General features: G+C 71.6%; 22 protein-coding genes. 14 read left to right on the top strand and 8 right to left on the bottom strand.

What is annotated here, in order from left to right; translation table 11 throughout:
- Window positions 1–154 precede the first annotated feature (154 nt).
- Window positions 155–778, bottom strand: coding sequence for a TetR family transcriptional regulator (locus ACIBI9_RS49900; RefSeq protein ID WP_397233996.1), 624 nt, complete (start codon window positions 776–778; stop codon window positions 155–157).
- Between the two features lie 66 nt (window positions 779–844).
- Here ACIBI9_RS49900 and ACIBI9_RS49905 point away from each other — a divergent pair, with 66 nt between their 5' ends.
- From ACIBI9_RS49905 to ACIBI9_RS49920, 4 genes are all read left to right on the top strand, one after another.
- Complete coding sequence (locus ACIBI9_RS49905; RefSeq protein ID WP_397233999.1) at window positions 845–2,836, top strand: HelD family protein; 1,992 nt, start codon at window positions 845–847, stop codon at window positions 2,834–2,836.
- Window positions 2,837–2,914: 78 nt separating this feature from the next.
- On the top strand, window positions 2,915–3,220 hold the full coding sequence (locus ACIBI9_RS49910) for a hypothetical protein (RefSeq protein ID WP_397234001.1): 306 nt from the start codon (window positions 2,915–2,917) through the stop codon (window positions 3,218–3,220).
- A gap of 439 nt (window positions 3,221–3,659) precedes the next feature.
- A complete protein-coding gene (locus ACIBI9_RS49915) occupies window positions 3,660–4,307 on the top strand; it encodes a PadR family transcriptional regulator (protein ID WP_397234003.1) in 648 nt (215 codons plus the stop codon).
- Window positions 4,308–4,479: 172 nt separating this feature from the next.
- Window positions 4,480–5,340, top strand: coding sequence for an alpha/beta fold hydrolase (locus ACIBI9_RS49920; RefSeq protein WP_397234006.1), 861 nt, complete (start codon window positions 4,480–4,482; stop codon window positions 5,338–5,340).
- Between the two features lie 7 nt (window positions 5,341–5,347).
- On the opposite strand, the gene ACIBI9_RS49925 is transcribed toward ACIBI9_RS49920, so the two are convergent.
- Genes ACIBI9_RS49925 through ACIBI9_RS49940 form a run of 4 tightly spaced genes read right to left on the bottom strand, consistent with a single transcriptional unit; the run spans window position 5,348 to window position 8,869 of the window.
- A complete protein-coding gene (locus ACIBI9_RS49925) occupies window positions 5,348–6,562 on the bottom strand; it encodes an ABC transporter permease (RefSeq protein ID WP_397234008.1) in 1,215 nt (404 codons plus the stop codon).
- Window positions 6,559–7,281 (bottom strand): ABC transporter ATP-binding protein, encoded by a 723-nt coding sequence (locus tag ACIBI9_RS49930; RefSeq protein ID WP_397234011.1) that lies wholly within the window; start codon window positions 7,279–7,281, stop codon window positions 6,559–6,561. The genes ACIBI9_RS49925 and ACIBI9_RS49930 overlap by 4 nt, the downstream gene beginning before the upstream one ends.
- Entirely contained in the window at window positions 7,278–8,336 is a 1,059-nt protein-coding gene (locus tag ACIBI9_RS49935) for an efflux RND transporter periplasmic adaptor subunit (protein WP_397234013.1), read from the bottom strand. The genes ACIBI9_RS49930 and ACIBI9_RS49935 overlap by 4 nt, the downstream gene beginning before the upstream one ends.
- The gene (locus ACIBI9_RS49940; protein WP_397234015.1) at window positions 8,333–8,869 is read right to left on the bottom strand and encodes a hypothetical protein; all 537 of its coding nucleotides are present in this window, start codon (window positions 8,867–8,869) and stop codon (window positions 8,333–8,335) included. Before ACIBI9_RS49940 ends, ACIBI9_RS49935 begins: the two co-directional genes overlap by 4 nt.
- A 152-nt stretch (window positions 8,870–9,021) precedes the next feature.
- Here ACIBI9_RS49940 and ACIBI9_RS49945 point away from each other — a divergent pair, with 152 nt between their 5' ends.
- The 3 genes from ACIBI9_RS49945 to ACIBI9_RS49955 are packed head-to-tail and all read left to right on the top strand — an operon-like array spanning window position 9,022 to window position 11,489.
- Window positions 9,022–9,675, top strand: a complete 654-nt coding sequence (locus ACIBI9_RS49945; protein ID WP_397234017.1) for a response regulator transcription factor — start codon at window positions 9,022–9,024, stop codon at window positions 9,673–9,675.
- Entirely contained in the window at window positions 9,672–10,844 is a 1,173-nt protein-coding gene (locus ACIBI9_RS49950) for a sensor histidine kinase (RefSeq protein WP_397234019.1), read from the top strand. Before ACIBI9_RS49945 ends, ACIBI9_RS49950 begins: the two co-directional genes overlap by 4 nt.
- Before the next feature lie 48 nt (window positions 10,845–10,892).
- Window positions 10,893–11,489: an NUDIX hydrolase gene (locus ACIBI9_RS49955; protein ID WP_394496719.1), complete on the top strand. Its 597-nt coding sequence runs from the start codon at window positions 10,893–10,895 to the stop codon at window positions 11,487–11,489.
- Window positions 11,490–11,519: 30 nt separating this feature from the next.
- On the opposite strand, the gene ACIBI9_RS49960 is transcribed toward ACIBI9_RS49955, so the two are convergent.
- The gene (locus ACIBI9_RS49960; protein WP_397234021.1) at window positions 11,520–13,199 is read right to left on the bottom strand and encodes a TROVE domain-containing protein; all 1,680 of its coding nucleotides are present in this window, start codon (window positions 13,197–13,199) and stop codon (window positions 11,520–11,522) included.
- A gap of 804 nt (window positions 13,200–14,003) precedes the next feature.
- Here ACIBI9_RS49960 and ACIBI9_RS49965 point away from each other — a divergent pair.
- The 4 genes from ACIBI9_RS49965 to ACIBI9_RS49980 all read left to right on the top strand — a co-directional run bounded on the left by ACIBI9_RS49965 (window position 14,004) and on the right by ACIBI9_RS49980 (window position 17,964).
- Window positions 14,004–14,615, top strand: coding sequence for a lysophospholipid acyltransferase family protein (locus ACIBI9_RS49965; protein WP_397234046.1), 612 nt, complete (start codon window positions 14,004–14,006; stop codon window positions 14,613–14,615).
- 57 nt (window positions 14,616–14,672) lie between these two features.
- Complete coding sequence (locus tag ACIBI9_RS49970; protein ID WP_397234024.1) at window positions 14,673–16,247, top strand: penicillin-binding transpeptidase domain-containing protein; 1,575 nt, start codon at window positions 14,673–14,675, stop codon at window positions 16,245–16,247.
- Between the two features lie 48 nt (window positions 16,248–16,295).
- Entirely contained in the window at window positions 16,296–17,492 is a 1,197-nt protein-coding gene (locus tag ACIBI9_RS49975; RefSeq protein ID WP_397234027.1) for a M24 family metallopeptidase, read from the top strand.
- A gap of 187 nt (window positions 17,493–17,679) precedes the next feature.
- Window positions 17,680–17,964, top strand: coding sequence for a hypothetical protein (locus tag ACIBI9_RS49980; RefSeq protein WP_397234029.1), 285 nt, complete (start codon window positions 17,680–17,682; stop codon window positions 17,962–17,964).
- Here the strand turns inward: ACIBI9_RS49980 and ACIBI9_RS49985 are convergent.
- On the bottom strand, window positions 17,951–19,750 hold the full coding sequence (locus ACIBI9_RS49985; RefSeq protein WP_397234033.1) for an ABC transporter ATP-binding protein: 1,800 nt from the start codon (window positions 19,748–19,750) through the stop codon (window positions 17,951–17,953). The two genes, ACIBI9_RS49980 and ACIBI9_RS49985, sit on opposite strands and share 14 nt — an antisense overlap.
- 210 nt (window positions 19,751–19,960) lie before the next feature.
- Here ACIBI9_RS49985 and ACIBI9_RS49990 point away from each other — a divergent pair, with 210 nt between their 5' ends.
- Together ACIBI9_RS49990 and ACIBI9_RS49995 are read left to right on the top strand one after the other, a co-directional pair.
- Entirely contained in the window at window positions 19,961–20,152 is a 192-nt protein-coding gene (locus ACIBI9_RS49990) for a hypothetical protein (protein ID WP_397234035.1), read from the top strand.
- Window positions 20,134–20,604 (top strand): S26 family signal peptidase, encoded by a 471-nt coding sequence (locus ACIBI9_RS49995; RefSeq protein WP_397234037.1) that lies wholly within the window; start codon window positions 20,134–20,136, stop codon window positions 20,602–20,604. The genes ACIBI9_RS49990 and ACIBI9_RS49995 overlap by 19 nt, the downstream gene beginning before the upstream one ends.
- 137 nt (window positions 20,605–20,741) lie before the next feature.
- Here ACIBI9_RS49995 and ACIBI9_RS50000 read toward each other — a convergent pair whose 3' ends face one another.
- The gene (locus ACIBI9_RS50000; RefSeq protein ID WP_397234039.1) at window positions 20,742–22,901 is read right to left on the bottom strand and encodes a tetratricopeptide repeat protein; all 2,160 of its coding nucleotides are present in this window, start codon (window positions 22,899–22,901) and stop codon (window positions 20,742–20,744) included.
- A gap of 732 nt (window positions 22,902–23,633) precedes the next feature.
- Here ACIBI9_RS50000 and ACIBI9_RS50005 point away from each other — a divergent pair.
- Window positions 23,634–23,963, top strand: a complete 330-nt coding sequence (locus ACIBI9_RS50005; RefSeq protein WP_397234041.1) for a hypothetical protein — start codon at window positions 23,634–23,636, stop codon at window positions 23,961–23,963.
- Window positions 23,964–24,056: the final 93 nt, after the last annotated feature.

Here is a 24,056-nt window from a genome sequence, read left to right on the forward strand (position 1 = left end):
ACCTTTCGGATCGGAAATGTAACCGTCTTGGTGCGTGAAGGGTCCTGTCACCATCACTCCTTACGAGTAAAGCGCGCCCCGCAATGCACCAAATTGCATATTTTTGCAATTGGTCAAGAGGCTCACCGTATCAAGTACACCCCTTGCCACCTGCCTAAACGGGCTGTTCGCGAGGCGTGAACACGGGCAGCAACGAGAACGCCCGCTCGGTCGCCGTGATCGCCTCCCGCTCGACCTCCGCCATCGGGCGGCCCTCGGCCAGCATCGCCCAGTTGCGCCGGGCGAGCACCCGCTGCGTGGCCAGCACCTGCCCGGCGACCAGCCCGGCGGTCAGCTCGTCGGTGATCTCCGCGAGCGCCTCGGCCAGGGCCTGCTCGTCCTGCGACATGTGCTGGAACAGCCGCGCCGCCAGGCTCGGCGTCGAGAACACCATCCGGTGGTACGCCACCACCTCCGGATGGTCGTTGAGCCCGGTGACCGGGTCGCGCCGGGCGAGCCCGTCGAGGAAGTGGTGGCGCAGCGCCTCCAGCGGCCGCTCCCCCGGCTCCCGCCCCCGTACGACGCGGGCGGCCTCGCCCTGGTGGTCGGCGATCCGGTGCAGCACGAGGTCTTCCTTGGTCGGAAAGTACTTGAACAGCGTCGGCTTCGACACCCCCGCCGCCGCCGCGATCTCCGTCACGGGCACCTCGTCGAAGCCGCGCTCCAGGAAGAGCGCGATGGCCGCCGTCGAGATGGCCTCGTGGACCCGCTGCCGCTGGATCTCCCGTAGTCCCGTCATGACCACAGCCTACCAAAGTGTTAACCTGGTCAAGTTCTTAACCGAGTTAACATTTTGGGGGACGCGATGGGCACGCTCGACGACGAGAGGCAGTACGTCGAACGCTGCAAGGCCGGACTGCGCAGGATGCTCGAAGGCGCGCGCGACAACGTGATCATCGGAGAGACCGTGGCCGGCGACCGCTACAGCGCCGAGCGGCTGGGGCGTCACCTCAAGAGCCTGGCCAAGGAGCTGAGCGAGGAACCCGAGGGCCCGCCGTTCTTCGGCCGCCTGGACTTCGGCCAGGGCTCGGCCGAGCATCGCGGGCGCGCGTACCACATCGGCCGGCGGCACATCACCGGCGAGCACGGCGGCCCGCCCGTGGTGATCGACTGGCGCGCGCCGGTCTCGCGGGCCTTCTACCGGGCCGGCGCCCGCGACCCCCAGGGCGTCGCGGTACGCCGCCGCTTCGGCTGGTCGGGCACGACGCTGACGAGCTTCGAGGACGAACGCCTCGAACAGGGCGAGGAAGGCGAGTCCCGCATCCTGGCCGCCGAGATCGAGCGCCCGCGCGTCGGCCCCATGCGCGACATCGTCGCCACCATCCAGCCCGAGCAGGACGACCTCGTACGGGCCGAGCTGGACACCTCGATCTGCGTCCAGGGCGCGCCCGGCACCGGCAAGACGGCGGTCGGCCTGCACCGGGCCGCGTACCTGCTGTACGCGCACCGGCAGCGGCTCGAACGCTCCGGCGTGCTCGTCCTCGGCCCGAACCGGGCCTTCCTCGGCTACATCTCGGCCGTGCTGCCCGCGCTCGGCGAGGTGGACGTCGAGCAGACCACCCTGGAGCGCCTGCTGGCCTCCATTCCCGTCACCGCCACCGACAGCGAGGCCGCCGCGCTGGTCAAGCACGACGTACGGATGGCCGAGGTGCTGCGCGGGGCGCTGTACCGGCGGATCGCGAAGCCGGTCGAGCCGGTGGCGGTGGCGGACGGCTCGTACCGGTGGCGGGTGCCCGAGGACGAGCTGCGCCGCATCGTGGACGGCACGCGCCGCGAGTCCCTGCCGTACGGGGTGGGCCGCGAGCGGGTGCGGGCCCGGATGGTCGCGGCGATCCAGCGCCAGGCCGAGGCGCGCGGCCAGACGGCCGGCGCGGCGTGGACCCGCAAGATCGCCCGCGCGGTCACCCCCTCCCTGGACGCCGTCTGGCCCGCCGCCAGGCCCGAGGAGGTCCTGTACGAGGTCCTGCGCGGCCCGGCGGCGGGCACGCGGGACGGCGCGCTGACGGAGGCCGAATGGGAGGCGATCACCTGGGCCAGGCCGCCCCGCAGCGTCAAGAGCGCCAGGTGGACGGCGGCCGACCTCGTCCTGCTCGACGAGATCGCCGCCCTCATCGAGCGCCCGCGCGGCTACGGCCACGTCATCGTGGACGAGGCCCAGGATCTGTCCCCCATGGAGTGCAGGGCCGTGGCCAGGCGCAGCGAGCACGGCTCGCTCACCGTGCTCGGCGACCTGGCCCAGGGCACCACGCCGTGGGCGGCCTCCTCCTGGCCGGAGCGCATGGCGCTGCTGGGCAAGCCGGACGGCCAGGTCATCGCCCTGACCACCGGCTTCAGGGTCCCGGCGGCCGTGGTGGAGCTGGCCAACACGCTCCTGGCGGCGCTCGGCACGCAGGTCCCCGCGACCCGCTCGTACCGCTCCGACGGCCGCCTGCGCGTCACCCGCGTCGCCGGGCTGGAGAAGGGCGTGGTGGAGGCGGCACGCGAGGCGATGGCGTTCGAGGGGTCGATCGGGGTGATCGCGGCGGACGCCGACGTCGAGGCGCTCACGTCCGCGCTCCGGGACGAGGGCATGGACGTGGACGGGCGCCTCACCGTGCTGCCCGCCTCGCTGGCCAAGGGACTGGAGTACGACCACGTGATCCTGGCCGAGCCCGCCGCCGTCGCCGAAGCCGAGCGGCGCGGCCTGAACCGCCTGTACGTCGCCCTCACCCGGGCCGTCTCCCGGCTGGACGTCGTGCACGCCAGGCCCCTGCCGCCCCAGCTTTCTCAACCCGTAGAAGCAGCGCGAAATCGGTAGATGTCCTGGTTCGTTCGGCTCGACAGGACTGGCCCCTTCGGTGTGTGATGTTGTTCACGTCTCGAGAGGAGCCCGCAAGTGACCTCTTCGCAGGATCCGCCCCAAAGCGACGATCCGAACACCCAGTGGTCGCAGCCGCCCCCGTATCCGCAGCCTCCTTACAAGCAGCCGCCGAGCAATCAGGTCCTGTCGATCATCGGGTTCGTCTGCGCGGTGGTGGCCGTGCTGTTCATCCCGATCCTGTTCGGCCTGGCCGGCATCGTGCTGGGCATCGTCGGCCACACGCGGGGCGAGCCGCTGGGCAAGTGGGCCGCCGTCGCCGCCGGCGTGGGGATGATCATCGGCATCGCCCTCGGCGTGATCCTCGTGAGCAGCATGTCCTGACCCGAGCCGCCCCGGGCGTCACCCGTCCGGCGTGACCCCCTCCCGGGGCGGCGCCGCTCTCCCTCCTTCCCCCGCCGCTCCCAGGCCCCCACAGGCACCGCCTGCGCCGGCGAGCCACCCTCCGGACCCGCCGAAGCGCCCGACGCCGCCCCCGATCGCAGGACACGCGGCGCGCAGCGGGCCGCCTCTCGACGCGCCGCACCGGCGAGACACCGGGTCCGACGCCCCACGCGCGGACGCCTCCGATCCCAGGACGTGCCACTCGCCGAGCCGCCCAAGTGCCGGGGTCGGCGCCCGACGCCGCCTCCGATCAGGACGCGCGTCGCGCAGCGGGCCGCCCCCTTGCCGCCCGCTCGTAAGCGCAAGTTCGCCATTGCGCGACAGATACTCGCGCACGTATGCTCGTAGACGAGTATTCGTCCACGAGGAGATGAGCGGGATGGCGAAGCGGCGCAGGGTCGGGAACCTGCTGGCCCTGGCCGTGCTGACGGTGGCCGGGCAGCGGCCGATGCACCCGTACGAGATGGCCTCCGTGCTACGGGCGCGCGGCAAGGACCAGGACATGCCGATCAAGTGGGGATCCCTCTACACCGTCGTCCGCAACCTGGAGAAGCACGGCCTGATCGAGGCCGTGGAGAGCGGCAGGCAGGGCGCCCGCCCCGAGCGGACCGTTTACCGCGTCACCGAGGCCGGCCGGGAGGAGGCCGACGACTGGACGCGCGAGCTGCTGTCCACGCCCGTGCGGGAGCCGTCGGCGTTCGAGGCGGGGTTGTCGGTGCTGGCCGGGCTCGGTCCGGACGAGGTGGTGCCGCTGCTGCGGCAGCGCCTGGAGCTCCTGGAGCAGCAGCTCCAGGACGCGCGCCGGGCGCTGGAGCGGGATCTGGAGGAGGTGCCCAGGTTGTTCCTGCTCGAGTCCGAGTACGCGCTGGCGATGCGGGAGGCCGAGGCGGGCTGGGTACGCGCGCTGCTGGCCGAGCTGACCTCCGGCACGTTCCCCGGCCTGGACGGATGGCGGGCCTTCCACCGGACCGGCGACCTGCCCCCCGAGGTGGCGGACATCGCGGAGAGGGGCAGCGCGGCGGATTGACCCCGGCGACCGGCGAAGAGGCCGGTGGCCGATCGCAGGACCGGCGGCGGTGCGGGAACACCGCCGCCGGGAGATCTTCGTACCGAAATGCCCGCGAAGCGGGACCCCGGACACGAGATGGCACTCGCAACAATAGCCGGGCTCCCCTTCGCGGACCGAACCATGGGGAGCCATGATGACCACGACCACTCTCGACGCCGTGACGTCGAAGGACGGCACCACGATCAGCTACCGCCGGCTCGGCCGCGGCCCCGGGCTGGTGCTCCTGCACGGAGTCATGCAGACCGGCCACAGCAACATCGAGCTGGCCCAGGCCCTCGCCGACGAGTTCACGTGCTACGTGCCCGACCGCCGCGGCCGGGGCCGCAGCGGCCCGTACGGCCCGGACTACCGCCTCGACCGCGAGGTCGAGGACCTCGACGCGCTGCTCACCGCGACCGGGGCGGACCGCGTCGTCGGCGTGAGCTCGGGCGCCATCGTCACGCTGCGCACCGCGCTCGTGCGGCCCGACCTGCGCAAGGCCGTCATCTTCGAGCCGCCGCTGGACCTCGGCGGCTTCTACCCGGCCGGCTGGCTGGAGCGCTTCGACCGGGAGCTCGCGGCCGGCCGGATCCCGGCGGCGCTGGTCACCGGGATGAGGGCGGCGCGGCTGGGGCCGCCGATCTTCAACGTCATGCCGCGGGCGGTCCTGGAACTGCTCACGACCATGATGCTGAAAAGTCAGGACAAGGCGGCGGTCGACGGGGAGCCGACGTTCCGGGAGCTGGCCCCCACGCTGCACTACGACGGGCAGGTGGTGGCGGAGACGGCCGGCACCCTGGACGTCTACCGGTCGATCGGGGCGGAGGTGCTCCTGCTCGGCGGCACCCGCAGCCCCGCCCACCTGAAGTCCGTGCTCACCGGGCTGGAGCGCGTCCTGCCCCATGCCCGGCGCGTGGACCTGCGGGGCCTCGACCACAGCGCCACCTGCAACGCCGACCAGCGCGGACGCCCCGAGCAGGTCGCGGCCGAGATCCGAGGTTTCCTCTCATAGCAGGCCCTCAGGTGGTGGCCAGGGCGACCGTGGGCGACAGGCGGGCGGCCCGCATGGCGGGGTAGAGCCCCGCGAGCGTCCCGATCAGGAGGGTCGCCCCGACCGCCCCGCCCAGCGCCCACGGCGGGACCACCGGCGGCCAGCCCCGCGACAGGGCGTAACCCGTGGTCGCCAGGGCGCCCAGGACCGCGCCCACCACCCCGCCCAGGGCGGACAGCAGCAACGACTCCGCGAGGAACTGGATGCGTACCTGACCGCGGGTGGCCCCGAGCGAGCGGCGCAGGCCGATCTCCTTGCGCCGCTCCAGCACGGAGATGACCATGGTGTTGGCCACCCCGACCCCGCCCACGAGCAGGGCCACCGCGCCGAGCCCGAGCAGCAGGTTGGTGAAGGCGCCCGCGGCGGCCGCCTTGGCGGCCAGGGCGTCCGACGGCCTGCTGACGGTGACCTCCTCCGGGTTCTCGGGGTTGACGGTGCGGGGCAGCACCTGCCGCACCGACTCCACGGCCTCGTCCGAGGAGCGCTCGTAGATGGTGGTGGGGTAGCCGTCGAAGCCCAGCAGTTCCCGCGCCGCGGGGAAGCCGACCAGGGCCGAGCGTTCGATCTCCGGTGCCAGCGGCATCGGCCCGAGGATCCCGACGACCGTGAACCAGCGGCCGCCCATCCACACCTGTACGCCGGTCCTGGCCAGGCCGAGCCGTTCGGCGGCCTGCGCGCCCAGCACGACGGCCGGCTGCCGGGCGGTGGCGTCGTTGAGCCAGGTCCCCTTGGCCACCGAGCCCTCCAGGGTGGTCAGCAGAGTGGTGCTGGCCGCCTGGACGGCGATGCCGCCGGTGACGGAGTCGGGGATGTGGTTGTTGCGGCGTACGGTCGCCTCCACGCCGCCGGTGGCCGCGGCCGTCCGGACCGGGCGGATGCGCTGGACCATGGCCAGCGCGCCGGTCGGCAGCTTGGCCTCCTCCCCGAACATGGTCTGCCCCGGGGCCACCGTGAGGAGGTTGGTGCCGAGCTTGTCGAGCTGGCGCAGGAGCTGCTCGCGGGAGGAGGACGAGATCCCGATCACGGCGATCATCGTCGCGATGCCGATGGCGATGCCGAGGGCCGACAGGATCACCCTCGTCGGCCGGGCGCGCAGCCCGGCGGCCCCGACGCGGAGCACGTCCCCGGGGCTGAGCCGGCCGGGCGCGAGCCGTGCCCCGGCCCGGTGGTGGTGGTCGGTCAACGCCCGGCTCCTCTCAGCAGCTCGACGGGGCTCAGGTGGTCGTGCTCGTGGCCGTCGACGACGAGCCCGTCGCGCAGGCGTACCTGGCGGGAGCACCAGCCGGCGATCTCGGCGTCGTGGGTGATGACGGCGACGGTGGTGCCGGCCTCGTGCAGGTCCGCCAGGACGGCCAGCACGTCGGCGCCCGCGTGGGAGTCCAGGTTGCCCGTCGGCTCGTCGGCCAGGAGCAGCGGCGGGTCGCCCGCCACGGCCCGGGCGACGGCCACCCGCTGCTGCTCGCCGCCGGACAGCTCCGACGGCCGGTGCCGGAGCCGGTGGCCGAGCCCGACCCGTTCCAGCGCGGCGGCGGCTCGTTCGCGGCGGACGCGGCGGCCGGTGCCGGTGTAGAGCAGGCCGTCGGCCACGTTGTCGAGCGCGCTGACGCCGGGCGAGAGGTGGAACTGCTGGAAGACGAACCCCAGGGTGCGCGAGCGCAGCCCGGACAGTTCCCGGTCCGACAGGGTCGCGACGTCGTGGCCGGCGACGAGCACGGTGCCGGAGGTGGGACGGTCGAGGGTGCCGATCATGTGGAGCATGGTGGACTTGCCCGATCCCGACGGGCCGACGATGGCCAGCAGGTCGCCCCGGGCGATGGTCAGGTCCACGCCGCGCAGGGCGTGCACGTCCCCGGCGTACGTCTTGGTCACAGCGCGCAGCTCGACGATGTGGTGGCCGTTCACTGGACCGGCACCCCGACCTTCATGCCCTCGGCCAGCCCCTCGCCCTTGATCTCGACCAGCCCGCCACCGAACGCCCCGGTCTCGACCGCCACGATCCGGCTCGCCGCACCCTCCACCACCTCGACCCCGAAGCCGCCCTCGCGCAGCGCCAGCAGCGCCTCGACCGGCACCGCCAGCACGTTCGCGTGCCGCGCGCTGGCCATCTCCACCTCGACCGGCGCCTGGTCCAGCTTCGTCCTCGGCGGCTTGGCGAGGGTGATGTCCACGTCGATGGTGGTGGTCGCGTCCCGTTCTGACCCGGAGGACTCCGCGACCGTCCCGACCGAGGTGATCCGGCCGCCGGCCCGCTCGCCGCCGGGGAGCGTCACGTTGACCTTGGCGCCCTTGCGGGCCAGCGACTGGTCGCCGGTGTCCAGGTCCACGTGCACCAGGCGGCGGATGCCGCTCACCGTGAGCGCCTGCTGTCCCGGCGCGGTCCTGGCGCCGACCTCGGCCTTGGCGTCGGTCACGCGTACGGCGGCGGGCTGGAACACGACCTGGGCCGCGTCCACCCGCCCGCTCTCCTGCAGTCCCCTGTCGTCCTGCCAGTCCTTGACCGCCTGCTCGGTGGCGTAGCTGAAGTGGTCGTCCACGGTGAGGTAGTCGCCGTACCCGAGCGCCTTGAGGTTGCGCTCCAACTGCTCGACGTCCGGCCCGTCGGACACGCCGCGCTGCAGGGTCCGGTACAGCGGCAGCCTGCCGTACATGAGCACGAGCGGCCTGCGGTCCACCTTGAGCAGCGGGCGGCCGCGGCGGACCACCGCGCCCTGGGCGGCCACCCACGTCACGGTGCCGGAGGCGCCCGAGGCGATCTGCCGCTCCCCCGCGTAGGTGAGGGCGCCGTCCACGGTCTTGGTCTCCACCAGGTCCTGCCGGGTGATGTCCGCGGTGGCGGGCACCGGGAGCTTGGCGGGCGTGGCGGCGCCGGGAACGCCGTCGTTCATGACGGCCACCGCGGTCCACGTAGCGGCGACGGCCAGGACGGTGCCGCCGCTCAGCAGGATCCCCTTCCTCATGGCGCTTCCCCTGAGGTCCTCTTGTCCTTGCCGTCGCCGGGTGCGTACTGCTCGCAGGCCTTGTGCGCGGCCTCGATCTTCTGCTTCGAGCCGTTCCTGAGCTCGATGCGCAGGCCCTCGCCGGGCTTGGGGTCGGGCACGTCGACGCCCTGCCGGCGCATGCACTGCGCGAACTTGACCATCTGGTCGTAGTCCTGCTGACTGGGCGCGTGGTCGCGGACGACGGCGTCCATGATCGGCTGGCAGGCCTTCTGGGCCTTGTCCATCTTGTCGCGGCTCACGCCCTTGGGGACCTCTACCCGGATCTGTCCGTTCTGCGGGTCGGGCACGTCGATGCCGTGCTCGCGCATGCACTGCGCGAACTTCAGCTGGGCCTCCTCCGGGTCCATCGACGCCGACGGGGAGGCCGTGGGTCGGGCGGACGAGGTGCCGCCGTCGGCGCTGGCCACGCCGTCGTCCTTTGGCGCCGTGCCGCCGCACGCGGCCAGCGCCAGCGTGAGGGGGACGGCGACCAGCAACAGCCGTACGTTCATGACGTTCGCTCCTCCGCGCCCGGGTCCTTCGCCCGGGGCGCGGGCTCACTCCAGCCCATGGGGTGCTAGAACCGGATAAGCCCGACCGGCGCGCTTATCCGGCCCTAACACGTGATCCGTCACGCTCGGGTGCCAGAGGAAAGGGGCCGGCGATGCGGGTGCTTGTCGTCGAGGACGAGGAACGGCTGGCGGACGCGGTCGCGCGCGGGCTCCGGCTGCACGCGATCGCCGTGGACGTGGCCTACGACGGGCAGGACGCCCTGGAGCGGGCCGCGTTCGTGGACTACGACGTGGTGGTGCTCGACCGGGACCTGCCCGAGGTGCACGGCGACGACGTGTGCCGCCAACTGCGCGAGGGCGGCGGGGGCGGCCGGGTGCTCATGCTGACCGCGGCGGGGCAGATCCGCGACAAGATCGACGGGCTGTCGCTGGGCGCGGACGACTACCTGGTCAAGCCGTTCGCGTTCGCCGAGCTGGTGGCCCGGGTCCGGGCGCTGGCCCGGCGCTCGCCCCGCTCCGCGGCGCCCCCGCTCGAACGCGGCGGCATCGCGCTCGACCCGTCCCGCCGCACGGTCACCAGGGACGGGCGGCCGGTGTCGCTGAACCGCAAGGAGTTCGACGTGCTGCGCGTGCTGCTCGGCGCGGACGGCGAGCTGGTCACCTCCGGCGAGCTGCGCAGGAGCGTCTGGGACGAGCACGCCGACTCGGGCACGGGCGCGCTGCGGGTCACGATCACGTCGTTGCGCAAGAAGCTCGGCGTGCCGTCGGCGATCCTGAACGTGCCCGGCAAGGGGTACCGGCTTTGATCGTCGACCGGGGTCGGTCGTGGTGGAGCAGCAGGCGGCTGCGGCTGCGGCTCACGCTGCTGTACGGCGGCCTGTTCTTCGTGGCCGGGTCGATCCTGCTCTGGCTCACCTACCTCACCACCGGCCAGGCGCTGAACCAGCAGTTCATCACCGGGTTCAGGAAACTCCAGGACCCGCCCGCGGACATCGTCGCGACGCGCCCGATGGCCCAGGACGTCGTGTTCCAGGGCGACATCGAGAACCGGGCCGGCAACGTGCTCAGCGAGATGGTGCGCTCGTCCATGCTCGTGATGATCGTGGTCGGCGTGGTCGCGCTCGTGCTCGGCTACGTGGTGGCCGACCGGGCGCTGCGCCCGCTCGACCAGGTGACCGAGGCGGCGCAGCGGCTGTCGGAGAGCACCCTGCACGAACGCATCGGGCTGCGGGGCCCGCCCGACGAGGTCAAGCGGCTGGCGGACACGTTCGACGCGATGCTGGAACGGCTGCACCGGGTGTTCGACGCGCAGCGGCGCTTCATCGCCAACGCCTCGCACGAGCTGCGCACGCCGCTGGCGATCAACCGTACGGTGCTGGAGGTGTCGCTGGAGGAGCCGGCCGCGTCGGAGGACCTCAAAGCGCTGGCCAGGGCGCTGCTCGGCACGAACGCCCGCTACGAGCGGCTCATCGAGGGCCTGCTGCTGCTCGCGCAGTCGGAGCAGGAGCTCACCGTGCGCAAGCCGGTGGACCTGGAGCAGGTGGTGCGCACCGCGCTGGAGCAGATCGACCTGCAGTCGCGCAAGCGGCCCGTCACGCTGCACCAGGATCTGCGTCCGGTGCTGGTAGAGGGGGATCCGCTGTTCCTGGAGCGGTGCCTGTTCAACCTGCTGGAGAACGCGATCAAGCACAACGTGCGCGACGGCGAGATCTGGCTCGCGCTGCGGCGGCAGGGCGGCGACGCGGTGGTCACGGTGCGCAACACCGGGCCGGCGGTGCCGCCGTACGAGGTGGACGACCTGTTCGAGCCGTTCAGCCGGCTCCACGGCGACCGGGTGCGCTCGTTCAAGGGCGCGGGGCTGGGGCTGTCGATCGTACGGGCCATCGTGCGCGCGCACGGCGGCCAGGTCACCGCGGTCGCACGGCCGGAAGGCGGGCTGAGCGTCACCGTGCGGCTGCCGTACGGCCTGTCGTGAGACCCGGCCCGAGCGTCCCCGTCCGGGCCCCCGTGACATCCTTGAAGTGTGCTGTCGCCAATCGACGTACTGCAGGAGCAGATCCGGTCCCACTTGGCCGCCTTCGACCGCCGGCAGGTCCCGCCCACCGGCGGGGTGCGCAGGGCCGCCGTCACCGTGTGCGTCCTGGAGGACGCCGAGCGGGTCCCGTACACGATCCTGATCAAGCGGGCCGCCCGCGGGCGCAACCCGGGCCAGTGGGCGCTGCCCGGCGGGCGCCTGGACGACGGCGAACGCACCGTGGACGCGGCGCTGCGCGAGCTGGCCGAGGAGACGGGCGTCACCGGGGTCGAGGTCGCCGGGATGCTCGACGACTTCGTCACCGACTCCGGCTTCGTGATCACGCCGGTGGTGGCGTTCGGCGGCGTCCAGCAGCCGGTGGCCGACCCGCGCGAGGTGGCCTCGGTGCACGACGTGCCGCTGGAGTGGTTCCTGGCGCCGGGGGTGCCGCGCTGGCGCGGGAAGCTGCTGCAGATGCCGCTGGGGCCGTCCATCGTGGTGCACGCGCCGACGGGGGCGATCCTGTGGCAGTTCGCCGAGGTGGCGCTGCGCGGCCGCGAGCAGCGGGTCTTCGACGTGAAGCAGCCGCGCTGGACGAGGACCTGACCGGGCGCTCCCGGTCAGGTCCGACGCGTCCTACGCGCGGACGAACCCGTTGACGATCAGCGGCAACGACGCGTCCAACCCCGCCACGTTCAGCACGCCCTCGTCGCCGGGGTCGCCGATCGAGTAGCCCACGGCGGTCATCGCCGCGACGACCACGCGCGCGTCCGCGGCCACGGTGCGCCGGTAGGCGTCGAGCTCCTGCGACGGGTGGGCGCGCCCCGCCCACGTCTCGTTGTCGGTGAACACCACGATGCCGTCCACCGCCATCCGCTGCCGGCGCGCCCAGCGGAACGGCAGCGACAGGTCCGTGCCGCCGCCGAACGGCCGCCAGGAGCCGATCTCGCGCAGGTTGGTGCGCGGGGTCACCTTCGAGGCGTGGACGCTGGTGTCGACGTCGATGACGTGCACGTTCCCCTTCTCGATGCGGGCCAGCATGACGGCCATCGCGCAGCCCACCTCGTACGGCGAGCCGATCGTCGAACCGCCGACCACGACGTCGCCGCCGTGCCAGCCGCCCGACATCGACCCGGAGGAGTCCACCGCGACCAGCAGCCGCCGGCCCGTGGGCTCGACGGCGCCGAACGCCAGCTCGTACGTCTCCTCCAGCGCGTCCCGGATCGCCGGGACCGGCGCCCACGTGTGCGCGTCGGCGCGCGGGTTCGGCTGGGCACGGCCCGAGCCGTACACGCGCAGCGCCAGGAACGCGTCCATCGGGTGGATGCGCGCCCGCAGCAGCGCGTCGCGGTCGGTGAGCCGGGCGACCGCGCGCCGAGTGGCCCCGCCCTTGGGGGTGAGCGTGCCGATCCGGGTCATGCGGGCCAGGTTGCGCAGCAGCGCGGTCATGCCGATCGTGTCGACCAGCGCGTCCCACACCTTCGGATCCCTCAGCACGGCGTCCGGCAGGAACTCCCACGGCACCTTGCGCTCGGTCACCACCTGGATCGCCTCGCGGGCCGTGGTGACGGCCTTGGCGGTCAGGAACCGGTCCACCGACTCCAGCGCCTCGCGCGCCTGCTCGTCGGAGACGTTGCCGGCGATCCAGCCGAACAGCCGCGCCCGCTGCGGGCCGTCCGCCTTGGGGTGGGCGATGCGCAGCACGTCGCGCAGGTCGAACGTCTCGCCCTGCGGCGTCCTGCGCTGGCGGGCCTTGCACACCTTGAACGCGACGTCGTCGGCGCTGCCGGTGGAGAACCAGGAGGCGAGCGCCGTGCGCAGCGACCGGCCGGTGACCGGCGCGGTGCCGCGGGCGGTCGGCTTGCCGCCGAGGTTCTTGCAGTAGCCGAAGAAGGAGGCGAGGTGGTCGGTCGTGCGGGCCACCTTGGGCAGGGCGAGCTTGGCGGCCTGCCGGGTGGCCGCGTCGCCGCGGGCGTAGGCGGCGGCCAGCGCGAACAGCGCCGGGCGCTGCTTGGGAGCGCGCGGCGGCCGCGCGGTCGAGATGGCGGTGAGCAGCTCGACGACGCGCGGGCCGTCCTCGGCGATGGCCTCGAACAGCGCGGCGGCGTTGCCGGCGGTCAGCTGCTCCTGCGACACGTAGTAGGTGCCGCCCGTGGTGCCGAGGATCAGGAAGTCCTCGACGCGCTGCCACAGGTCCTTCTCGAAGACGAAGCCGCCCGCCGCGTTGCGCACCTGGTCGGCGCGGCCGGGCAGCCGCCGGGTCTGCGGCGTGGCGAACGCGGTAACGCCGGCGAGGGGGTCACGGTTTCCCGGCATGGTTTTTCACCTCGTACGTCTCGACCCGCCCGAACGGCGGATATGCAGAAAAAAAGGGGGCGGATGTGGAAATGCCGACCGGTCTTTTACGGCGCGCTGCCACTACGCGACGCGCGGGCGCACCCGCGCGGCGGGGAATCGAACCCCGCGCTTCCGGCACCCAAAGCGATAACCGGCCTGCTTCGACCCGCCCCCGAGGCTCGGAGAGGGCACGGATATGGGGGCGTCCACCGGCGTTGGTGCTCTGCCGACTGAGCTACCGGAGCGTTGGCCCCGGGCAGGACTCGAACCTGCGACATCCCCATTAAAAGTGGTAACCGACGGACTTCGACCCGTGCCCTCACCGAGTCTCACTGACGTTGTGAATTCAACCCGGAATGCCAATGGGACCTCAAATCATTTTCCCGATCGCGTCGAGTGCGGGCGAGCCCGAGGTCACCGTGAGTGACCGGGGCGAACCGGCCTCCGGGGCGGTCGAAGATCGCCGAGCGCAGGTCACGTGTCGCCCATGTGGGGGGCACGATTACCCCCATGCCCGGACCGTGTGCTTAACTCAAGTTGCCGATGTGGTCTGTGTCCCCCGGGCCGCAAATTACCGCCTTCACGGAATACCGTTCGGCTGGAGCCGTGTTGTGCATCTCGCCGAGGAGGCGACCGCCACATCGGCCTCAACGACTTTTCCAGGCGTCCCGCCCACCGGCGGGGCGCCTGCTTTATGGTGGGGTGGCCGACCGGCCCGATGATCAGGAGAGCTCGTTGCTGTACGAAGTGGTCAAGTTCGCCGCCGCGCCGCTCACGCACGCGATGTGCCGGCCGCACATCTCGGGCGCGGTGCACGTGCCCAGGAGCGGGCCCGCGATCCTGGCCGCCAACCACCTGTCGATCCTGGACTCGTTCCTGCTGCCCGCTCTCCTTCCGCGGCACGTGACCTTCACCGCCAAGAACGAGTACTTCGACGGCAACCCGGTCTCCGGCTTCTTCATGCGGCTCGGCGGCAGCCTGCCGATCGACAGGGAGAGCGCGCACGCCGCCCAGACCATGCTCGACTCCGCCGCGGACCTGCTGGAGCGCGGCGAGCTGTTCGGCATCCACCCGGAGGGCACCCGCTCCCCGGACGGCCGCCTCTACCGCGGCAAGGTCGGCGTGGCCTGGCTGACGCTCAAGACGGGCGCCCCGGTGCTGCCCGTGGCGCTCAGCGGCACCGAGAAGGTGCTGCCGGTCGGCTCCAAGGTGCCCAGGCCCGCGCGGATCGGGATCGCCATCGGCGAGCCCATGCGGTTCGAGGGCGACCACACCAAGGCCCGCGACCGGCGGCGGGTGACCGACGAGATCATGGCGGCCATCCAGAAGCTGTCCGGGCAGGAATACGTGCCGACCTACGCCGCCAGCTACAAGGCGGCCAACGGCGTGTCGTGACAATGTCGTCGAGGATCAGGGGGATTTAGCGTGGCGCGTGGTCGTACCATCGCGATCGTGTCCGGCGCCACCGTGCTCGCGGTGGGGGCCGCGGCAGGTGGCGCGTACTACCTGCTGCACACCAGGGGGACGCCCGCCGAGACGGCGCAGCGCTTCACCACCGCCTGGCAGGCCGGCAACTGGGCCGCCATGGGGGCGGAGCTGGCCAAACCACAGCAGCTCAACGCGTACGACCAGCAACGCAGCGCACTCGCCGTCGAGTCGACGGACATCAAGCTCGGCAAGATCACCGAGACCGGCGACCGGGCCCGTGCCCCCTACACCGCCACCCTGACCCTCAAGAACATCGGCAAGTGGTCCTACCAGGGCCAGATCGACCTCATGGTGGCCGACCGCACCTGGAAGGTCGACTGGAAGCCCACCGCCCTGTACCCGTCGATGACCGCCGGGGCGGAGTTCAAGCTCAAGACGCGCTGGCCCGACCGCGCCGGGATCACCGACGCCCAGGGAGACCGGATCGACACGGGCACGGTCGGCGGGTCGGTGCAGCAGCTCGTCGGCTACCTCGACAAGGCCGCCAAGAAGGACGTGGCCAAGCTGGGCTCCTCCTACAAGGTCGGCCAGGCGATCGGGCGCGGCGGGCTGCAGGAGACGTTCCAGAAGCGGCTGGCGGGCACGCCCGCCACCGAGATCCAGCTCGGCGGCAAGACGCTGGAGACCATCGAGGGCAGCGACGGCGAGCCCGTCCAGACCACGCTCGACCCGCGCGCGCAGGCCGCGGCGGTGGGCGCGGTCAAGGACATGAAGAAGCCCACGTCGATGGTGGCGATCAAGCCGTCCTCGGGCGAGATCCTGGCCGTGGTCAACAACCAGGGCGGCTTCAACCGGGCGCTGGACGGCCGCTACCCGCCCGGCTCGACGTTCAAGGCGGTCACGGCGATCGGCCTGCTGGCGGCCGGGATGTCGCCGTCGGACACAGTGACGTGCCCGATGTACGCGACCATCGGCGGGCTGAAGGTCCGCAACTCCGACAAGGAGGCGTTCGGGTCGCTGTCGTTCCTCGACTCGTTCGCCCACTCGTGCAACACGACGTTCGCGCCGCTGGCCGAGCAGAAGCTGGGCGCCGACAAGCTGCTGAAGACGGCCGAGGACGTGGGCTTCAACCAGCCCCTGAACATCGGCGTCCCGGCCACCAAGGCCAGCTTCCCCCGGGCCCAGTCCGACGCCGAGCTGGCCGCGGAGGCGTTCGGGCAGGCCAGGATCACCGCCAGCCCGCTGACGATGGCCTCGGTGGCCGCCGCCATCGCGGACGGCACGTGGCGGCCGCCGACGCTGGTGCCCTCGTTGAAGCAGAAGGCCGCCGAGCGCCCGCTGCCCGACGGGGTCAAGGAGCAGCTGCACTCGATGATGGCGGCCGTGGTGTCCAAGGGCACGGCCAAGGCGGCCGGCCTGCCCGCCGGCACTCACGGCAAGACCGGCACGGCCGAGTTCGGCACCGGCGACGACCTCGACACCCACGCCTGGTTCATGGGCTTCAAGGGTGACGTGGCCTTCGCGGTGGTCGTGGAGGGCGGCGGCGCGGGCGGCAAGGTCGCGGCCCCGGTGGCGGCGGCGTTCCTCAAGGGGCTCTGAACGACCGCGGCGAGGTGAACCGGCCTCTGACCTGGGCAGAAGTCGGTTGTGCTGGGGATCGGTGGCAAGGAGTACGCGGCGCGGCAGGCGTCCATGGGGCGGCTGGCCGCGCGGGCGGGGTTCCGCGGGGTGGTGGCCTGGTCGAGAGGCGGTTCGGCGCAGGACCATTACGCCGACGTCTACTACCTCACGGGCTTCTACCAGCACCAGCCGTTCATCCCCGACTTCCCCGGCCACTGGCGGGCGCGGGGCCACGCGGCCGTGGTCCTGCCCGTGGACGACCCTCCTCTCGGCGAGCCCACCGCCGTCCTGCTGACCAACTCCCGGGACCTCCAGGAGCCCCGGCCCGCGGCGCGGGTCCATGTGACGCCCGATCTCGTGGACGCCCTGGCCGAGGAGATCAGGGAGTCGATCCGGCCGGGCCGGGTCGCGTTGATCGGCTACGAGGCGATGGCCGCGCCGTGGTGGTGCCGGCTGCGTTCGGTGCTGCCGGGGCACGAGCTGGTGTGCGCCGACGACCTGGCCTGGGAGGCGCGCCGGATCAAGAGCCCCGCCGAGCTTGACCTGCTGCGCGCCGCGGGGGCGCTCGGGGTGCGCGCGGTGTCCGCCGCCCGCGACGCCGCCGTGCCGGGCGCCACCGAGGCCGACGTGGCGACGGCCGCGATCGCCGAGATCGTCCGGGCGGGCGGCGCCTACTCCGGCATGGGCATCTCCTCCGGCGCCGAGTCCTACACGTTCGCCGCCTCGGGCCCGACGCCCTACTCCGCCGACCGGCGGCTGGCCGAGGGCGACCTGATCAGGATCGACCTGTACGGCTCCGTGCGCGGCTACCTGTTCGACCTGGCCCGTACGTGGGTCGTCGGCGGCGAGCCGACCACGGAGCAGCGGCGGCTGCTGGAGGCGGTGCGGGAGAGCGTCCTGGCCGGGATCGAGCTGCTGCGGCCCGGCCGGCGCTTCGGCCAGGTGGCGCGGCGGTGCCAGGAGGTGTTCGAACGGTCGTCGTTCGCCGTCCATCACGGACTGCCCTGGTCGGAGACGGACGGCCTCTGGGGCCACGGGCTCGGCCTGTCGCTGGAGCCGCCGTGGATCACGGAGGGCGGGCCGGACGCGGACGGCCTGATCGAGGCCGGGATGTGCCTGGCGCTGGAGCGCAGGATCGCGATGCATTCCGTGGGGGGTGCCAGCCATGAGGAGGACGTCATCGTCACCGACTCCGGCCCCGAAGTCATCACCCTCGACACTTGAGCTGAGTTATACGGCTGTGTAAATTCTGGCCGTCGTCCGGCTCGTCGCCCTGGCGGGGCAAGAGATCGGCTTCATCTGCGAGCAGGCCGGGCTCAGCAGCAAACGGCTGATCTCCTACCACTTCTCCAGCAAGGACCAGCTGTTCGAGGCCGTCGTCCGCCAGGTCGTCGAGGACGCGGCCGCCTTCATGCGCCCCGCGCTCGACGCCGCCCCCGGGGCGCGCGCCCGGCTGGAGGCGTTCATCAGGGCGAACATCGCGTTCATCGCCGCCCATCCCGAGCACGTGCGGGCGGTGCGGCAGATCGCGTTCAACCAGGTGCCGGTGGGCGGTGACGACCAGGACGCCGCGAGCGTCCTGTTCGCTTTCGCGCAGGGAATGGTGCATCCGGCCCTGATCGGCCATTATTCGCCCGAGGCCGTCGTGGCGGCGGTCGACTATCACCTGGACCGGCTGCGGGTCACGCGGTCGTGACGTATCCGGTCGCCTGAAGGGTGAACAGCTGGGCGTAGGTGCCGTCCGCGCCGAGCAGCTCCTCGTGCCCGCCCTGCTCGACGATCACCCCGTCCTCGAGGACCGCGATGAGGCCGGCGTCGCGCACCGCGCCGAGGCGGTGGGAGATCAGGATCCCGGTCCTGCCCGCCCGGATCTCGCGCAGGCGCGTATGGATCTCGTGCTCCGCCTCCGCGTCCAGCCCGGCGCTCGGCTCATCGAGGATCATCAGGTCGCGTTCCCGTCGCAGGAACGCCCTGGCCAGGGCCAGTCGCTGCCATTGCCCGCCGGAGAGCGGCACCCCGCTCCCGGAGTCGTCCTGCTCCGGGTCCTGGCGGAACATCCGGGTCAGCAGCGTGTCGTAGCCGCGGGGCAGGGCGGCGATCAGCTCGTGTACGCCCGCGTGCCGACCGGCCGTCTCGATGCGCCGCCGGTCGCCGAGTGCCGCGAGGTCGCCGACCGCGATGTTGTCAGCGGCGCTGAGGTCGTACGACATGAAGTCCTGGAACACCGCCCCGATGCGCTCGCGGAGCCGGCCGACCTCGACGTCGCGCAGATCGACGCCGTCCCACAGGATCGCGCCCTTTGTGGGATCGTAGAACCGGCACAGCAGCTTGACCATCGTGCTCTTGCCGCTGCCGTTGCGGCCGACGAGGGCGACCGCCTCGCCGTACGGGATGAACAGGTTCACCCCGCGCAGCACCCAGGGATGGTCGGGGCCGTAGCGGAACCACACGTCCTTGAATTCGATGCCGCGGCGCAGGTCCGGCAGCGGGACGGCCCGCGCGGGCGGCGGCAGGTCCGGGGCCGCTTCGACCACCTCCACGTAGTGGCCGAACATCAGCAGCTGATGGTGCGCGGCCACGGCCGTGGTGACCAGGCCGGCGATCGCGCCCTGCACGCCGGCGGCCGCCGCGGTGAACATCGACACATCGCCCACGCTCAGCAGGCCTCGTCCTGCGCTGGTCACGGCCCAGATCAGCCCGCCTCCGGAGATCGCCGCCGCCAGCAGCGAGAGCCCGGACTGGTACAGGAGCTCGCGGCGCTCCAGCCGGCGCCTGGCGTCGTTGGCCGTGCGGAGCTCCTTGATCATGCGTCCGCGCAGGAAAGGGCCGAGGCCGAGCAGCCGGATCTCCTTGGCGGCGTTCACCGTGGACAGGAGCTGGCCGTAGAACATCTCCCGCCGTTCCACCGGGCCGATCCGCCACATCACGCCGACCCGCTTTCGTGACAGCCGCAACTGCACCCACAGTGCCGGGATCGCCGCGACCACCACGATCCCCGTGAAAGGCGGGCTGATCACCGCCAGGGAGCCGACGAACCCCACCAGGGTGATCGCGCCACGTACCAGCCCGAAACACGAGTCGGCCATGAACTGCAAGCTCCGCACGCTCTCCTGCGCGAACCTCAACCGGTCCAGGAACGCCGGATCCTCGAACCGGGCCAGCCCGTCAAGCCGCTCCATCGCGGCGAACAGCTCGTCCGTGGCGACGAGCGTGCTGCGGCGACCGGCCTCCGCGCGCAGGTATTGGCTGCTCTGCAGGCTGACCGAGGTGAACAACCCGGCGACCGCCAGCCCGGCGGCCAGCCCGAGCAGCACCAGCGGCGGCCCTGGGGAAACGATCCGGTCCAGAGCCAGCTTGGTCAGCCAGGCCACCACGATCGGGACGACGCCCGCGAGCAGCGTCACCGCCAGGTAAGCCCACAACAGCGCGGGCGCCGATTTCCAGACCAGCCGCCCGCCCATCAGCGCGGACCGGATCATCATGCGTGCCTCCACGTGACGCATATTGCGCCATGGCGATGTCGTCGGCCTGTCGCGCTTCCATCGTCGAGCGCGCGGGCGGCGCTATTTCCACGACAGAACCAGGAAAGCCGAGATTGTTACCGTCGTTCAGGAATCAGTCTCGAAAACCTTTCCCGCGCCATTCTTTCGAGACCCGAGACGCAATTACGGCGATCGCCGATGGAGGCTGCGATGACCGCTGCTCTGACCGCTTTGGCAGACCGGCTCCTCGAGCGGGTGGTGCCCCGCGCCAAGGCCGGCGCCTGCGACTGCACCGGCAACGAGTTCCACGAAGTCTGCGTCCTTTCCACCAGACGCCTCTACAACTGCCAGCTGAACTGTTACTGCAATTACATCAACTGCGTGTGGATCGGCTATTGCTGACGGCCGGCCTCGTGCCGGCCTCGCTGCTCGTGGCGGCGGCGGTCCTGACACGGCGGTACGCCATCGTGCACGTCAGCGGGCTCAGCATGACGCCGACGCTGCACGACGGCGACCGCGTCCTGGTACGCCGGACACCGCTGAGACGGGTCGTCCCCGGCATGATCGTGGTCGTTCCCATGCCGCCGCCCCGGCTCCCTGGCAATCCGCCGTGGCTGGTGAAGCGCGTGGCGGCCGTCCCCGGCGACTCCGGGCCCCGCGATCGGTTTCCCGCCCTCCCGGCGGACCATCGGACCGTGCCGCCCGGTCGCCTGGTTCTGCTCAGCGACAACCGTGCCGCTCGTTTCGACTCTCGGCACATGGGCTACTTCGACGGCGAGGCGCTGCTCGGAGTGGTGGTCCGAAAGCTGCGCCCGGCGGTCAAGGCTGAGGGTTTCCGTTCGAATGGGGGGTGAACCCAGCCTGGGGTGCCCTGTCGCTCCTGGCGGCCCCGGCAATGATTTCGGCTGTGGCGCCGGGATTGCGGGGCTGGGTGGCAAGGGCGATGCGTCCACCCGGCCGGAACAGGGCGCGTGCGGCCCACTCCCACTGATCACCTCTGCCGGAGACTCCGGCGCGCGCGCTCCAGATCGTCCCTGGCGGTCTTGGTCAGCGTCTGCTCGGGCCCCATGACGGCCTCGAACCGGTTCACGACCCATTCGTACTCGGCGAGCGCGTCGGCGGTCCGTCCCACTGCCTCGTACGCCATGGCCAGGCCATGCCGGGTGATCAGCGTGTCGGGATGGTCGGCGCCCAGCAGCCGCGTCTGTTGCCCGGCGACGTGCTCGTACAGCTGAACGGCTTCATCGGCCCTGCCCGCCACCTTGTAGGCGCGCGCGAGCTGTCCTTTGGTGACCCAGGTATCGGGATAGTCGTGATCGAAGATCCGCTCGTGATCGGCTATCAGTCGCCGGAACAGCTCGATGCCGCGCTCGGGCCGGCCGCCCTCGACGTTGGTGTAGGCCTGGAAATAGCGCGCCGCGAGCAGAGTGGGATGGCCGGGTTCGAGCGCCTTCTCCTGGTCGGCCACCACCTGATCGATCATCGGCACCGCCTCGGGCGCCCTGCCTCCCATCGTGTACGAGAAGGCCACCGACGCGCGTGACCACAACGTGTCCGGATGATCGTCGCCCAGGACGCGGGAGCGATCGGCCGCGACGCGCTGGTAGAGGGCGGCGGCCTTCATCGCCTGGCCGGCGTACTCGAAGGCGTGCGCCAGCGAGTGCAGGGCCTTGAGGGTGTCCGGATGCTCGGCTCCCAGAAGTCTCTCGCGTCCCCTGACGACGGCTTCGGCGACCGGGAGGGCACGGAGCCCGTCGTTGAGATAGACCAGGCGGGAGACCACGACGTGGCGGACACGCAGCACGAGCTCGGCCGCCGCGCGCATGTACGCGAACTCGTCGTCGGGCACCTGCTCCACGGCCTCCCACAAGGCCGCCGCGTGCTCGGCCACCGCCATGATCGTGGGGAACTTCCGCCAGGTGTCCTGGTCGGAGACGTCCTCGACCGCCACGCACAGCCGTTGCCCGGCTGTCTCGATCAGCTCGGCCAGGGTGCGGTCACGTCCGGCCTGATCGCGTACCGCACGCCGGACGAGGCGGTGGACGAACGCGGTCGTGTCGCTCCGGCTGAAAGTGACCAGCGATCGGGCGCCCAGCTCGGCCAGCGCCGGTTCCGCCTCCGGGCCGAGCAGCTCGAACCCGACGCCGGACGTCGACAGCACGGACAGCTCGCCGAGCAGGCGCGCGGCCTCTGGGCCGGTCTGCCCGACCGACAGCATGATCGCCTGCGCGACTCCGGTGGGGTACGGCTCACCGCGCGGCCGCGCGAGCAGCACCTCGATGGGGGTGGCATGCAGCCGCCCCAGATAGGACTCGCAGGACAGGCGTGGCGGCCCGACCAGAGCCGCGGCGGCGATGCCCAGGGCGAGCGGCAAGCGATCCAGTTCCTCGGCGAGCGACCGGAAGCCGCCGTCGTCCGCGCCCACCCGCGTGCGGAGGTACCTCACCGCCTCGCCCTCCGTGAACTGCTCCACCGCAACCATCGTGGCGAGCCGTTCGAACGAATGATCATTGGTGGTGATCAGCACGCGCGCCCGGCCGTGCGAGGGGAGCAGCGGCGCGAGCAGATCGGGCTCCGTCGCGTTGTCGAACACGACCAGATACGGCTCGCGCCGCTCCTGAAGCCAGGCTCTGACCTTGCGGGCCACGGTCGCCGGGTCGTCCGCGTCGCTGCGCAACCCGGCTTCGGTGGCCAGTTGGTCCACCGAAGCGTGAAGCTGGTCGACGGTCTCGGCGTGCAGCCACGCCACCGGGATACCACGCTCGATGCAACGCCGGGCATAGGCCGCCGCCAGGTGGGTCTTGCCCACCCCGCGCCCGCCGACCAGCGCACACACCGCCGCCGTGCGGCGCGTGGAGAACAGCTTGTCGATGCGTTCACTCAGATCCGAACGCGGCTGGAAGGCCTTCGGCTCGCGCGGCACGTCACCGACCGTGCGCAGGTCCCGCTTCGAAGCAGGCGGCGAGCCGGTGCCCGGCTCCGTCTGCCCGGCCCAGATGGCGAGCGGCGTTCCGGGGAGCAGGACGACCAGCCCCACGACGATGCTCGTGCTGTCCAGCCCGAGCCCGCGCGCCACACAGATCCACCAGGCCAGAACCCCGGCCGTCGACGGCAGCGTCGCCGCGATCACGACCTTGAGCCAGCGCGGCATCTCAGCCCTCTCTGCGCGGGAACGGTTTCTGTGATGAATCGCATGGCCGTACTCGACGAGTGTCACACGCCGCCATCCCCTTGTCGCGGGCCGATCACGCGAGCGCTGGTCGCGGGAGGGCCGGTCACACGAGCGCCGGTCGTGGGAGGGCCGGTCGCGGGAGGGTCGGTCGCGTGAGGGTCGGTCGCGGGAGAACCGGTCGCGGGAGAACCGGGAGCTTGATCTCACGCGCTGACGTGTGAACAAGCCGCCCTGGCACCTCACGCCCCGACCGACCGCACTCCCGTAGCCAGCCCAGTAATGCCTGCCGGTAGGAGTGGAACGGCGAGCCGGGCGTAGTGTCACAGCTGTTGACACTCTCGGCCTGACCAGGCCAGTCGCACCCGCTGGCGGAGTTTGAGGATGTGGCGTTCCTGCGCGCTGATGTTGATCGTTTTGCCGGGGGATCGCTGACTTGGCGCCTGTGATACGGCTGCGCCGGCCATCGGAGCTGCGCACGATGCTGGGAGAAGTGACCGGCGCAGCGCTGTTCGCGGCGATGGCAGCCGCGCGAGGCGAGGGATGGGGCCTGCGCAAGATCGGCACGAGTGCCGGGATCTCGCACGAGCAGGCGCGCCGGCTGCTGGCCGGGGCCGTCAGTCCGAGAGCAACGGCGGGCGGGGGCACGGCCGCAGCTGCCCGTCGCGGACCAGCTCCGGCAGGGAGAAACTGTAGCGGCCCAGCATTTTTGAAATGCTCAAAGCCCAGAGGTGGGAGTCGGGCGATGTCGGCGGCAGAGATCCTCTTATCCTCGGCGCGCATTTCTTCCGGAGCACGAGCCGTATAGACCATGTTCCACAGAGTGCAGACGTTGATCATAAATTTCAACGCGCCAGGTTAATCCTCCTGGCCTTCTTTATATTTCTGCCGGAGTTCGCCTTTTTGGCCGTGGAAGATTTTACGGGCCAGGGCGCGCCCGATGGGCGTGGAGGCGCCGCCGCCGACGAGGTAACGGAACACTTGTCTGGGGGTAGTCAAGCGATCCAGCTGGTCAGCCGTTTGAAGGTCGTCAAGGCACGTTAGACACCTCAGGCGCCTAACGTGTCAAGCGGCGGCGGTGAGGTCGGTGGGGAAAGCCGTGTTCTCGTCGAACAACTTGCGGTTCTGGAGACAGTA

The sequence above is a fragment of the Nonomuraea sp. NPDC050451 genome, from assembly GCF_044458585.1.